The following is a 13,349-nucleotide window of genomic DNA, read 5'->3' on the forward strand; positions in this document are numbered from 1 at the left end:
AATTATTGCTTAGTGGGGTTGCTTCTTTAATTCAGCTATCTCCTGCTGCAGTTTTGCCAGTATTTCATCCTGTTTTTTTGCGGTTGCCTGCTGTTCGTTCAGTTGTTTATGCTGATCGATGATATAGAGGGTCAGCTCTTCTACTTTCTTTAATAACAGCCGGTTCATTTCGGCTACATCCATTCCGTCTTTTTCCACTTCGGCAGCAGCTGGCATTTCGGGCAGGTGTTTATGCTGTGTTATATAGTTAGCCAATTCACGAAGGGCAGGCAACTGGTAGTTATCGCTAAATACATAGTCAGGCCATGTTGCGTACGTTTTCACTTTGATCTTGGTAAACATGGCGTCGCCATTCACGGCTAGTTTAAAGCCTTTGGTATCCTCTGTGCCAATACCTATGTTGCCATCTCCGGTGAGAACGAAACGGGAAAGGCCCCTCGTAAACCATTTCATACCTCCATAGGCGGATGTCCATAAAGTAGGCCCGGAGCCTGTCCAGCTATCCATTGTCCATTGCAGGCCATAATGCGGTTGCATTTTATTGTCATAACGAAATGTATCCTGCATGGCTACACCAAACTTAGCCCCTATAGGCATCAGTAAATTCCCGTCTGAAGTAATACGGAAACGTTCCACAGGAGTGGCCATATTTGTCGGAGTGGTCATAAAACGCAGGAAAGTAGGTTGTGAGGTACCATCGGTCCAAGCCTTCTCACTCAACGCCTCTATCTGGGCGCCGGTCCGTAATGTGGTTCCGGTAGGGATAGTGCCAACAGGATGCCTCCCAGCCTTTGATTTACGGCTGTAGGCGTACCACTGTTGTATATTCTCAGGAATGCCCCGCTACCGCCAGAAAGCGCGAATCTGCTCTGCACGGTGATCCCTCCGGCGCCTGCAGCAGTGGATACATGTAAAGCGTCCAGGGGATTACTGGTCCCTATACCTACTGAACCGCCATTTTCATTGATACGGGTATACCCCCCGCCATCCTGCAGTATCAGCGTGCCAGCTGTACCCGTAACGCGGTTATATGCCTTCAGGTAACCGGCGTTGTTGGCACTGCTGCCATATAACTCCAGCCCCGCGCCTGTTGTAAGAATCCCGTTGGCCCCCGTGATCTGGAGCCACTGTGTGGTGCTGTTGCCATTGGTGGTAACCGTCTGCAATGTTTGCGCAAATGTCGGCAAACAAAAAAATGATAATACTGCGGGTAAAATTATTTTTTTCATGGGCTTATAGGGCATATTCATATCCAATAAATGATATTTATTAATGAGATTGTTTCTTTAATTCAGCTATTTCCTGCTGCAGTTTTGCCAGTATTTCATCCTGGTTCTTCAATTGTTTATGCTGATCGATGATATAAAGGGTCAGCTCTTCAACTTTCTGTAACAGCTTCTTATTCATCTCACCCACATCCTGACCCTCTTTTTCCACCTCTGCTGCAGCGGGTATTTCCGGCAGATGTTTATGCTGCCGGATATAACTTTCCAGCTCCGGCAAGGCAGGCAGGGTAAAAGAGGGCTCAAATACATAATCCGGCCAGCCGGTGGCGGTCACTTTCACTTTTTTGGCAAATACATCGCCATTCACGGCCAGTTTGGCCTGGGGCGTGGTGGTTCCAATGCCCACATTGCCGTCTTTATTCCATATGCCACCCTGCAAGTATACATCACCCGCAAAACGGTTTACATAAGGCACTTCTATCTGACTTGTAGCTGTGGCCAGCAGGGCTTCATCCACTACCGTCCAGCCAGCAAAATTAGCAGGCACTTCCGCCGGAAGCCCTTTTGCAAATGCCCGTACTGTAAAACGTATATAGTACTCCCTGTTTGCGATAAGGATCACCACTTTGCCTCCTTCATTTGCTAACTTAACCACTGGCGTAAAACCGCCATAGGAAGATATAGACGGCAGGTAGAAATTATTGTTATAAATATAATAGGTGAGCATAAGGCCAATTGGCGCTTTACTGTTATAGGCAAAGCCCTCTATGATGACAGTCATCATGTGCGAGCCATCTGTAAAGGGCATATTGGTCTTAATTTTTACACCATTTGCGGGGGTGCCGTTGATAGAATAAGAGGCAATATTTTCATAATAATTTTGTGCATGTGCGGAGAAGGCGACAAACACCAGGCATAGGCAAACGAAAAGCTTTTTCATTGATTTACCAGTTAACAGGTATAGAGATCTATTCAAAATTATTCTCACGGTACGCATACTATCTGCATACCACCGCTTATAAAGTTCTCACGGGCAAGATCATATATTCCAGGATTTAATTGATGGCAGTCTGTTTATTACATCGGAACATCCACATTCGGCTCGCATATAAAAGATGCAGAAAATCCGGGTTACTGATTGCGGGTAACAACATAACTTTCCAGGTATAGTCCGACACAAAAGAAAGTTTTTTCCCGGAATGTTCAAATACCCCTACTCATATAAATAGTACAAGAATATGATATAATAATAATATAAGGAACGGACTGCTGCCCCTTCCATACCGCCTTGTGTTATAGCAATTATTTTTATTATTTAGCTAAAATTGCGTACTTTGATCTCGTAAGAACGATACCGGAATCTATAGAAAGTCCTATTCCCCACTAACTAAACTCAAATAACCATTGCACATGCATTAACGCAACTGTACACACTATGTATCTTAGTAAAACCCTCTACACTGTTATCGGCGCCGGTACCCGCCATGTAAAAGACCGTCATAAAAAACTATTGATCAACAAGGTGAACGGCGTTGCCTGTTCGCTTATCCTGCTCAGCCTCATATTCGGGATCCTGTTCTACGCATTATCCGGTTACCTGATCGTATTGCTTTCCACGATAGTGGAGAGCCTGTTGCTCAGTTCCATCATCATACTTAATCATTATGGCCGGCACAAACTGGCGGCCTTTTCACTGCAGATGGTGCTGAACGGGGCCATCCTGTATTTTGGCCTGCTGCTGGGCAATGCAATAGACGGGCTCTGGCTGGCGCTGTTCCTGATCGTGACCTCTTTCCTGTTCCTGAAAACACGCACAGCGCAGGTGATCAGCCTTACGGGCGGCTCTATTTCGTTGGTATTGATAGAGACCAACAAATACCTGCAATTTGTGCCCCCTTTCCCCTTTACGCCGATGGTACAGCTGGTGGTGCATTATTCCGCCATTGGCGTGATCCTGTTCCTCACAGTGCTCACATTAATGCACTACATACAGCATAACAAACTGCTGGTAGCAGAAGTACAGGAACATACCGGGGAACTGGAAAAAGCCAACCGTTCCCTGCGGGTATTTATGCGGGAGCTCACGCATGAGATCCGCACGCCGCTGAATGCCATTTACAGCATTTCCCAGCTGAAGCTGATGGAAGCCCGCCCGGGCAATGAGAGCATTACCAATGAGCACCTGCATTTTGCGTGTCATAATGTGCTTAGCATTATCAATAACGTGCAAGACCGTAGCAAAATGGAAGCAGGCAAACCGGATGAGCTGAAACGGGAGGCCTTTAACCTCCGCAGCTGGATGCATGAGGTATGTAATATTTACCGGTACTTTGCCAATACAAAAGGGGTAACCATACAGGTATCCATAGACGAGCGCCTGCCCGCGGTGATCTTTGAGGACAAGACCAGCCTGACCAAAATAGCCAACAATATTATCGGGAACGCCATTAAGTTCACGCGGAAACATACGGTGGTCACGGTCAGCATTTTCCGGCAGGAGGCCAGTTGGATGATTGCCGTGAAGGACCAGGGCAAAGGTATCCCTCCGGAAAAGATAACCACCCTGTTCGACGAATTTACACGGGAGCGCATCAACTTTGCGGAGGGCACAGGACTAGGCCTGAACATTGCCAAAAAACTGGCCAATCATCTGCAGGGAGATATACGGGTGAACAGCGAACAGGGCACAGGCACCACCTTCATCATCAGCCTGCCTTTACGGGAATACCAGAGCCGGCTGGCGGAAAATGCCAGTACCGGTAAGGAGCTTTCCGGTTTCCAGGGGAAGAAAGTATTGCTGGTAGAAGACGACCTGATGAGCCAACAGTACCTGAGCCGTTTCCTGAGCGCAAAAGGCTTTCAGGTAGCGGTGGCGGAAGATGGGCTGGAAGGCTTATACACGGCCAGCGGCGATCAGTTCGACGTCATCATCTCTGATATGGGCCTCCCCCGGATGGGCGGCCGGGAGCTGCTTGCACACCTGAAAGACAATACCTATCTGCAACATATACCGGTGATCATTACCTCTGCAGACACCGCCATTAAAGACGATATCCTGAAGGCCGGGGCCAGCAGCTGCCTCATCAAACCAGTGGATTTTAAAGTGTTACACCGGGTATTACAGGACCTCATCCATAGCCGTACCCTCATTCCGGAAAACCGGGCTTGAGCATAGTGCGGCGGTTTTGCAGTTTGGCCAAAATTCCGTATTTTGATATTGCTATAGATTTTACCATCTTTGGAGTTAGATAATCATTACCTGACACCGGCACTGTTACATACTCAATAACCATATAGCTATTTAACCATAATTATGAAAACCTTCGGTTACAGCGAACCAATTAATACTACCCCTTATGACGTTACTTACTAGACTTGTACGGAATGGCGCCGCAGACGCCGACGAGATAACCGGACATGGCGTTATTGCCGTTAACCGTTTCAGCCTGGTAGCGTTTGTGTTAACCTGCTGCTTTGGCGTCCTGTTCTATCTGCTGACCGGAGAACTGAAAGTATGGATCGCTACATTTACAGAAGCAGGCGCCCTGATCGTAGTGCTGGCGCTGAACAAAGCCCGCAAATATGTGGCGGCCAGTTTCTCGTTCATTATCACCGTAAACGCTTCCCTTATATATTTCAGCGGTATACTCGCCGCCATCATAGAAGTGCACCTGGCCTTCCTGCTGCTGTTTGGCGCCTCCCTGCTTTTTTTCCGGGAAGATAAATACCGTGTGGCAAGTATTATTATAACAGCCATCACCGTAGGCATCTGCGAGTATAACTACTCCTACCCTTTTATAACGCCGCTGCTCAATTCCGAAGGCGAACAACAGCTGCTGCGCTGGGGCGCCCGGCCCGGTATTATCCTGCTGGATGCGCTGGTGATCTGGTATTACAAAAAGAATAACGAAGCCCTCGTAAAAAGCCTCACCAAACGTACGGAAGAACTGGAAGCCGCCAACACTTCCAAAAACTTCTTTATACGCGTAACCAACCACGAGCTCAAAGGCCCGCTGAATGCCATCCATGAGATCAGCCAGACCCTGCTGCTGCATGACGAGGTAGAGGAACACCCCGTGCTCAAACCCCTCGCAGAGGACCTGTACGCCGCCAGCAATACTGCCATGCAGGAGGTGAGCAATGTGCTGGACATGTCGCAGATAGAGGCCGGCAAGATCAATAATATAGAGAATACGCCCTTTAATATCCGGCTGCTGCTTACGAACCTTTGCAAGGTGCACCAGTACAGCGCCAACCGCAAACAGGTCTACATTGTCACGGAGTTCCATGAGCAGTTGCCCGCCCAGGTAGTAAGCGATAAAGCCAAGCTGACCAAGGTGATCCGCAACCTGCTGGTAAATGCCGTAAAGTTCACCGCCAACAAAAGCAAGGTGATCCTGCGCGCCTATGTAAAGGACGCTCAACTGCATATCTCCGTAAAGGACCAGGGCAAAGGCATTCCCCCGGACAGGCTGCGGACCATCTTCGAAGCATTTGAAACGGAGCAGAACAGCCTCATGGAAGGCTCCGGCCTGGGCCTGTATATCACACGGCATTTTGTAGCGTTGCTGGGCGGCCATATCACGGTGCACAGCAGCCCTAAGGACGGTACTACCTTCACCATTCAGCTGCCGTTAAGGACCGCCCGGGAAGAGGCCTTGCAGGGAGGCGTCGCAACCGCTGCGGACACAGCTTTTTACCGTGGCAAACGGATCCTGATCTGCGAGGATAACCTGATGAGCCAGCAATACCTGGCCCGCTTCCTGGAAAGGAACGGCTGTACCATTTTTGTAGCAGAAAATGGCGAGGCCGGTATGGCCATCGCGGAACGGGAGCCGCTGGACCTGGCGATCGTAGATTCCCATATGCCGGTCATGAGCGGCCGGGATACCATCACCCATATACGGCAACACCCACAGCTACGCCAGCTGCCCGTGATCGTTTTATCCGGTGACGCCTACAAAGGAGAAGATGAAGAACTACTCATGGCCGGCGCTAACGAATACCTGCTTAAACCGGTCGATTTCAAAACCCTGGGCGAGGTCATGCGCAAGTACCTCACCTCCCCCATTGCCGGCTTTTTTCCGCCGCCGGCTCAGGCCATCTGATAACGGGCTGTATCCATACCGCTCCAGTCAATATTTCCACGCATCATGACCGCCAGGGCATTCACGAAACGTATAAGCTCCCGGTCCGTTTCCTGGTCAAACGACGGCAGTTGCTGCGACAGCCGGATAAACTCCTTCACTTTATCATCATGGATCTGGGTGGCCTTAAAAACGGCGTCTTCGATAGACAGGCGCTCATGCCGTTTGAGCAGCATCACCAGGTTCATTTCGTCTCCCTGTTTCAATTCCTTCCGGTACGAGAACAGATCGTTGGCATAACAGATCGTGTCAGAGCATAGGGTGATCAGCGTTTGTACGGTAGCGTTCCAGATCACCTCATCCGGCAGGTTAATGTTTTCCATTACCTCTACCAGGTCCGCAAAAAAATTAGCGCCGCCAAACTCCTGGCGGAACTGCATGTACTCTTCCACCGCGGGCAGACGGTGCTGTTTTACCAGCTCTATACGCCAGAGGTTAGCGACAAAAGCCCGTTTCATGCTTTCCGCAAAACGGACTTGCCAGGCAGGCGTACTTAACTGGCTGATCCGTTCCCAGAAATCACTGATGGCAGCCAGCGAAGGGCCGTGCTGCGCCAGCGTTTTACGTTCATGATCTACCAGTATACCCCGGACCTGCGCAAGGAAACGCTCAAAGTTCTCCTTCTTGCGCACAGCCTCCGTGGCTTCCGTGGCTTCGTCATACTGATCATCCAGTACAAACAGCAGCGTGTTCAGGTCTGCCGCAATACATAAGGCTTCAAAGGTGGCGGAGGGAAACATACGCGCCACCATCCAGGTGAATTTCTGCTCCCGGTACTGTTCCCATACATTGGCTGACTGCACGAGACCAAATCGTTTTACCCAGTTGGCTGTGTGTTCGTCGGCATGGATCACCAGCGGATTTAATTGTGTGGGGAAAGGGCAATAGAGCTCGGGAATGCTCTGTGAGCGATGAATGAGTGCCATAGGAAAATAAATTTTGTTTAAGAAAATATAGCTAAAATTGAGCAATCACCGGCTAAACTCCGCGATAGATATGAGTTGGGAAGGAGCTACTGTAATAATAGCGCAGTGGGCCTTACCACAGCGATAAGCGTTAAATTGACACGCTGAACGGCACAGTGAGATATATGGCGTGATAATGATTGAATGAATAGCGTAACTATTCTCAGGGGTTAACGGGTAACACCCGGTTATTGCTGCCGGCTTACTTTATTCAACAATTCGCGGGCGGCAGGTTCCCCGCTATCCGCAGCCATGCTTAACCAGAAAAGGGCATGGCTTTTATTCTTTTCCACCGCCAGCCCGTTCAGGTAATAGCAGCCTACTTCTTTCTGCGCGATGGTCTTACCGGCTTCCGCAGCCAGCAGGAAATAGCGGAAGGCTTTGAGATGATCTGCTTTATTAACGGCGTTGCGCTCGTAAAACTCCGCCAGGTAGTACATAGCTTCCACATGCCCGGCGGCGGCGGCCTTTTCGTAGAGCCCTAAAGCAATCCGCACATTGTGTTCATCAGCGATGCCTGGCTGGGACAACAGGCGCCCTTCGTTATCATAGGAAAAGCCGCCTTTAAGCAGCTCATAGGCCAGGCGGTACTGGCATTCAGAGCCGTTCACCGCGGCGCCCTGGTGCAGGTAACGCGCGGCGGCCTTCACGTTGCGGGCTTTATGATCACCGTAAAAAACTGTTTTAAATGCCTGGAAACAGCATCCTTCTTCATCATGCGGGTCCAGGTCTGCCGTTTTGCAATACCATTCCGCGGCGGCATAGGGGTCACGGTCATCCTCGTATCCTTTATCATAATAACGGGCCAGGCAGGCCATCGCCTTTACATAACCCAGGGAAGCGCTTTTCAGCAGGTATTCCAGCGCCATTTTGCGGTCGTCGCGGTTAGGCTTAAAGAAATGGCCGGGCACCATATGTACGCTGCGCCAGAGCAGGCGGCCTTCGTAAATGCGTTTGCCTACCAGGTAATAACAATGCATGCTGCCATAATGCATGCCCAGGTTTATATAATGGGTGGCCAGGCTGTAATCATGATTGCGGCTACGGGTCTCCAGTTCCAGCTCTGCCAGGCGGGCGCAGGCCCAGCCGCTGCCTTCCTGTGCAATGGTCTTAAGGATGCGGATGGCTTTATCGCGGTTCTTTACAATACCGGCGGCAGCATCGCCTTTCCAGTACAGGCGGGCCAGCTCTTCGCCGGCGGCCACACAACCTTCCTGGTGGGCCACCTGGAAATAGTTCAGCGCTTTGGAGATATGCCGGGCTTGCCCGTTCAATCCATCGCGATAAATCTCTCCCAGTTTTATCCATGCGCCGGGATGCCCGTAACGCGCAGCCCTGCGGTAATATACAACGGCCTTTGGATCTGCCGGATGCACCACTGCCAGGCAGGATGCATATTCATACAGCAGCACTATATCCTGCGGAGACCAGGTCAACGCCTCGCGGAAATAACCTAATGCTTTTGCCGGGTTACCCTGGTGCTGGTAATAACGCGCCAGCGCCGGGGCGCCACGCTGCGGCGACAGCCAGTACATGGTTTCCAGGTGCTGCAGCGCCTCTGCCGGCGTATTTTTATGGAACAGGCAGTAACGCGCATAATGCCCCCGGTATACGGCACGCATTTCATTACGGGCTGTTGCGGACAGGCCGCTGTATAACGTATATGCATATAGGTGCATGCTTTCTGACCAGGCAGGCGCAGTGGTATCCTTTCCTTCTGCTAAAGCAATATTCAGTATATCGGGCGGCGTTTTACGGAGGGCGTCCAGCATGGCTATACGCAGCGGAACAGAAGATGGTTCCAGCTGCTCCGCACGGGTGTACCAAAGCGGCATGGGATGCAGGGTGGTACGTTCTTCGAAAAACAGATCCTTAGCCGCGCCATAACGGGGATCTACAGCATTCATATAACCCAGGTATAACCAGGCGTGAAAAGGTCTGCGGGAAAGGGTTACAGCATTCTCGAGCAGCGCTGCGGAACGGTCCATTCCCAGCTTGAGGCTGCGGAGGCCGTGTACGGATGCAGCGGCTGCAGGCAGCGTGCCACGTTTCGTATAGGCGTCTGATAATATGCAATCGGAAAGTATGATATGCGCCGCATAGGATTGCGGATAGCGGGCCAACCACTGCACGGCCAGTTCCCTGGCGCTTTTTAAGCGGATGGGATAATAGCGCAGGTATTTCCCGAAATCGCCCGGCGTATGCTCCGCCCCTTCTTCATAACGCTCCTGCACTCCCCGGTATAGGTATTCCAGCGTATCAATATCTTCTTCACGCACCAGTTCCAATAAAAAAAGGTAGTTTTTCAATCCGTTGTTCTCCATCATTGTTTCACCTCATATGTATTGGTTAAAAGGAGGGGATACCACCCCCATATGCAAGTTCTGCAATTTACGGCGGTTAATTGTTAATAAGATGTAAATGATCGTTGGTTTACTAATTAGGACAAGAGTTAGTTACCAAAAGCAAGCCAGCAGGCGGTTTGCGGTGACCCATCCTGCATTGTGGAGGGCGTTTTGCGGCAGGCTAAACAACACGTAAATACATTAACAACGGTAGGACTGCGAACTAATTTACGGCAATGATGAGGTACCGTGCCCATTGGGTTTATGCAGGTATTCCATTAACCTGGTAGCGATGGCGCGTATGAGATCCGGTTCTATATAAGCATCTACCTCTGATTTGAACATTCCATTTTCCTGCCGGTAATATTCCACTGCATGCTCGTCATCGATGGAAGCACGGTAAAACGTTGCGCCATGCTCATGATGCAGATGCACTGGAATGACGTAGTTCTTACCATGCAGGTCGAAATCGAGGATGAATGGTTCCATAACACAAAATACAAAAAACGCCCCATATAAGGGCTATCGCGTTTAGCGGTATGGCACGGTTACTACATTCAGGGAAGCCGGCGCCGCCGTAAAGGCCAGTTTATTGCCCGTGGCTGTTAACGGCTGTGTTGTGGGTTTTACCTGCTGCGGCGCATCCAGTGTATTGAAATCAGCCGTAGCAGCCGTTAGCAGCTGGTTTACCGGCGCTTCCCCTGTTGCGGCGCCACCTTGCAGCGTAATAGCCAGCTGTACCGGCCGGCCGGAGGCATTTACGATCTTCAGCAACAGCTTTTTAGCCGGGCCGTCTATGGTAGCACTGGCGTAGAGGCTGTCTGTACCAGCCAGGGCCGCGCCGTTATGTAATACCGGCACTACCTGTGTGCCCTTGTTTACCGAGAACAATTGCTGTACATAATAGTTGGGCGTGCCGGCGCTCCGCAGGTTATCAAACCAGATCAGGTCCGGGCGCCATTGCCAGGCTTCCACATGGGCCAGCAGCGGCGCGTAGGACGCCATCTGCACCACATCCGCATTGCGCTCCAGGCCGGTCATAAAAGCGGCTTCTGCCAGGGCGCTGCCCCAGGTATTGCGGCTTTCTGCCTCCTTCCCTTCTTTGGTATGCGCGGCATATTCGCCCGCAAAGATCTTAGGCCCCTGTGTACGGTCATAATGGTCATACCGGCCGGCATTGGCCAGGAACCATTCCGGCGGCATATAATAATGCTCGTCTATAAAACCGGCCTGGCTGGTCTTCAGCTCCTTCCACAGGTAATCGAACATCGGGCCTTTGGAAAAAGGCCCTGCACTGGATACCAGCTTTATGTCCGGGTACTTTGCATGAATCGCTTGTTCAAATACTTTGTAGCGTTGTATGTATTGTTCGTCCCACTGCTCGTTGCCCACACCCATCATGCTGAGATGGAAAGGAGCCGGATGGCCCATGGCCGCGCGCAGGCCGCCCCATTTCGTATTTACGCTGCCGTTAGCAAACTCTATCAGGTCCAGCGCATCCTGTACATAAGGGTCCAGCTCATTCATGGCGGCCACTTCGCTGCTGTTGAACTGGCAGGCCATGCCGCAGTTGAGGATGGGCAGCGGGGCGGCGCCCATATCTTCCGCCAGCTGAAAATATTCGAAAAAGCCCAGGCCAAAGCTCTGGAAATAATCCGGCGCGGCGCGGTGCGCAAACTCTGTATTCCAGCGGTTAATGATAAGGGTACGGTCTTCCGGTTTACCTACCGTGCGCTTCCACTGGTAGCGGCTGGCCAGCTCGCGGCCTTCCACGATACAGCCTCCCGGAAAACGGATAAAACCTGGCTTAAGGTCTGCCAGCTTTTGCGCCAGGTCAGCACGCAGGCCACCGGGGCGGTCTTTCCAGGTATGCGCCGGGAACAGCGAGATCATGTCAAGGTCTATCTCTCCCTTACCGGTAAAGAGCAGCTGCAGCCGGCCTTTAACGGCGGTATCTGCCGCGGTAAATGATACATTGTACTGTTGCCAGCCATTATTACTGAATTGATCCAGGGCCGCCTCCCCTATCTGCTTTCCACTATTATTCAACAACACTACTTTGGCTTTAAGATTGGCCGCATCACGGCCATTAGCCCATATAGAAAAATTGTATTGTTCGCCTTTATGTATGCCCATACCGCGGAAACCTTCGTTGGATAAACCGTAGGCTCCCTGTGCCGCGTTTACGCTTAGCTGCGCATAACGGGGGTTAGCGCTGTTTTCCGTGGCACGGTTCACGATCAGGATATGCCCGGTGGCGCTGTCCTGTTTCACTTCTTTCCAGCCCATCATAGGGGCATTGAATTCAAAGGAGCGGTTTTTTACCAGTTCTGCGTATAAACCACCATCTGCCGCAAAGTTGATGTCTTCAAAGAAGATGCCCCACATGGCAGGTGGTACCGCGGTAATGGGTTTGTTGATCTGAACGGTGATGTTGACCGGCGCTGCTTCTTTAGCAGTCTTTGCTGACATAGCAGTGATGGCTTGTGCGGTAGCGATGGTCTGTTCGTTGGCGGAACATGCGAGCACAATGCCGGCGGCTGACAGTAACAGTTTTTGGGCGTACATGGGCGTGGAATTTTTACGGATATCCCAATATACAAATATTTGCTGTATTGTTGACACTTATAAAAGATAGCCGGATCTGTTAAAAGATCAGGAAGCCTACCAGCACAGCTACCCCCAGCTCAGCGACCACCAGGCCTACAACGACAACCGGCGCCCAGGTATCGGCTCTTTTTGCCCGACGGAAAGATTGCTTCATCTTCTCATGCCCTTGCACGTTTTTTAACCGGGTGATGGCTGCTTTGTTGCTCACCGTACACCAGAACATCGCATCACGGTCCTGCGGTAAGTCTTCCGCCAGCTGAAGAAAATAGGCTGGTTGCTCTACTGCTATTGCATTGACCGCATCTCTATAATAGCCTTTATCGAAATACCGGGCCTGTAGCTGCGCCAGGCTGTCCTTTAGGGTGGCATAGTCTATCTGGCGTATGTTTTGTGTGATATAACCTGTTACCCGGTTATATTTCTCCTCTGCCGCCATGGCGGTATCTTTTATCTCTTTTAGCCGCGCATCCGCCCATGCTTTGAACTGCATCTGATCCATTTCCTTTTCTTCCTTTGAGAAGGCGCGCCAACGATCAAAAGCATAGACAAAATCGTAGTAATGCAGTGGATATGCCTTGCGCAGCTCCTGGTGCAGCATACCATATTGATCAAGGAAGTAGGCATTGTTCAGATCATTGTTTGCAAGACCAGCATACATGACCGTATCCAGGCGGAGCGCACGGTTGCTGTTCCCGAACGTACTAATAAGGCGCAGGCCATTTTTTTGGCGGATGATCTTTGAGTGCGGGCCTTCATAAGATCCATCTGCCTGTCTTTTCAGCGTATCTGCATTACGGATGGAGTAACCGCTTCCAATCAGCGGCTCTGAGTGGTATCCCATTGCGTAGACCACTGCTTCACTCGCGGTCAGGTCTGCATAATAACGACTTATTTTACTGTTGGTCCGGAAGAACTGGTGGGTTGTATCTGTTTGCGCGTGCGCGGCCAGGCAGGGCAGACATACAAGGGTTATTGATATCAGATATCTCATATAGGTATAGGATGAATTGCAAAGACGGTATTCCGTCCAGCTAAATATAGCATAAATATTGAGAC

The 13,349-nt window shown here is 50.7% G+C and carries 10 protein-coding genes; 2 read left to right on the forward strand and 8 right to left on the reverse strand.

The genetic code is table 11. From position 1 onward, the window contains the following. Positions 1-9: 9 nt before the first annotated feature. From F0L74_RS20945 to F0L74_RS20955, 3 genes are all read right to left on the reverse strand, one after another. Positions 10-666, reverse strand: a complete 657-nt coding sequence (locus tag F0L74_RS20945; RefSeq protein WP_149839868.1) for a hypothetical protein — start codon at positions 664-666, stop codon at positions 10-12. Between the two features lie 59 nt (positions 667-725). Further along, positions 726-1,187 carry a hypothetical protein gene (locus F0L74_RS20950; protein ID WP_149839869.1) on the reverse strand — a complete coding sequence of 154 codons (462 nt, stop codon included), beginning with the start codon at positions 1,185-1,187 and terminating at the stop codon, positions 726-728. An 82-nt stretch (positions 1,188-1,269) separates the two neighbouring features. Further along, positions 1,270-2,166 (reverse strand): hypothetical protein, encoded by an 897-nt coding sequence (locus F0L74_RS20955; protein WP_149839870.1) that lies wholly within the window; start codon positions 2,164-2,166, stop codon positions 1,270-1,272. Between the two features lie 495 nt (positions 2,167-2,661). On the opposite strand from F0L74_RS20955, the gene F0L74_RS20960 reads away from it, so the two are divergent. Beyond that, the gene (locus tag F0L74_RS20960) at positions 2,662-4,395 is read left to right on the forward strand and encodes an ATP-binding response regulator (protein ID WP_149839871.1); all 1,734 of its coding nucleotides are present in this window, start codon (positions 2,662-2,664) and stop codon (positions 4,393-4,395) included. 187 nt (positions 4,396-4,582) lie between these two features. Beyond that, a complete protein-coding gene (locus F0L74_RS20965; protein WP_149839872.1) occupies positions 4,583-6,334 on the forward strand; it encodes a hybrid sensor histidine kinase/response regulator in 1,752 nt (583 codons plus the stop codon). Here F0L74_RS20965 and F0L74_RS20970 read toward each other — a convergent pair. The 5 genes from F0L74_RS20970 to F0L74_RS20990 form a co-directional block, all read right to left on the reverse strand. Further along, complete coding sequence (locus F0L74_RS20970) at positions 6,322-7,299, reverse strand: terpene synthase family protein (protein ID WP_149839873.1); 978 nt, start codon at positions 7,297-7,299, stop codon at positions 6,322-6,324. The two genes, F0L74_RS20965 and F0L74_RS20970, sit on opposite strands and share 13 nt — an antisense overlap. Before the next feature lie 227 nt (positions 7,300-7,526). Further along, positions 7,527-9,665: a tetratricopeptide repeat protein gene (locus tag F0L74_RS20975; protein ID WP_149839874.1), complete on the reverse strand. Its 2,139-nt coding sequence runs from the start codon at positions 9,663-9,665 to the stop codon at positions 7,527-7,529. 246 nt (positions 9,666-9,911) lie between these two features. Then, on the reverse strand, positions 9,912-10,172 hold the full coding sequence (locus F0L74_RS20980; protein ID WP_149839875.1) for a hypothetical protein: 261 nt from the start codon (positions 10,170-10,172) through the stop codon (positions 9,912-9,914). 42 nt (positions 10,173-10,214) lie between these two features. Beyond that, on the reverse strand, positions 10,215-12,251 hold the full coding sequence (locus tag F0L74_RS20985) for an alpha-L-arabinofuranosidase family protein (protein ID WP_246197781.1): 2,037 nt from the start codon (positions 12,249-12,251) through the stop codon (positions 10,215-10,217). 79 nt (positions 12,252-12,330) lie between these two features. Continuing rightward, a complete protein-coding gene (locus F0L74_RS20990; protein ID WP_149839876.1) occupies positions 12,331-13,284 on the reverse strand; it encodes a hypothetical protein in 954 nt (317 codons plus the stop codon). Positions 13,285-13,349: the final 65 nt, after the last annotated feature.

This window comes from Chitinophaga agrisoli (assembly GCF_008386695.1).
Classification (GTDB): domain Bacteria; phylum Bacteroidota; class Bacteroidia; order Chitinophagales; family Chitinophagaceae; genus Chitinophaga; species Chitinophaga agrisoli.

What these genes read in the sequence shown, in the direction of transcription:
- F0L74_RS20985 (WP_246197781.1), bottom strand. Translation starts at nt 12,251, where the DNA reads ATGTACGCCCAAAAACTGTTACTGTCAGCCGCCGGCATTGTGCTCGCA.
- F0L74_RS20945 (WP_149839868.1), bottom strand. Translation starts at nt 666, where the DNA reads ATGACCACTCCGACAAATATGGCCACTCCTGTGGAACGTTTCCGTATT.
- F0L74_RS20965 (WP_149839872.1), top strand. Translation starts at nt 4,583, where the DNA reads ATGACGTTACTTACTAGACTTGTACGGAATGGCGCCGCAGACGCCGAC.
- F0L74_RS20970 (WP_149839873.1), bottom strand. Translation starts at nt 7,299, where the DNA reads ATGGCACTCATTCATCGCTCACAGAGCATTCCCGAGCTCTATTGCCCT.
- F0L74_RS20975 (WP_149839874.1), bottom strand. Translation starts at nt 9,665, where the DNA reads ATGATGGAGAACAACGGATTGAAAAACTACCTTTTTTTATTGGAACTG.
- F0L74_RS20980 (WP_149839875.1), bottom strand. Translation starts at nt 10,172, where the DNA reads ATGGAACCATTCATCCTCGATTTCGACCTGCATGGTAAGAACTACGTC.
- F0L74_RS20955 (WP_149839870.1), bottom strand. Translation starts at nt 2,166, where the DNA reads ATGAAAAAGCTTTTCGTTTGCCTATGCCTGGTGTTTGTCGCCTTCTCC.
- F0L74_RS20960 (WP_149839871.1), top strand. Translation starts at nt 2,662, where the DNA reads ATGTATCTTAGTAAAACCCTCTACACTGTTATCGGCGCCGGTACCCGC.
- F0L74_RS20990 (WP_149839876.1), bottom strand. Translation starts at nt 13,284, where the DNA reads ATGAGATATCTGATATCAATAACCCTTGTATGTCTGCCCTGCCTGGCC.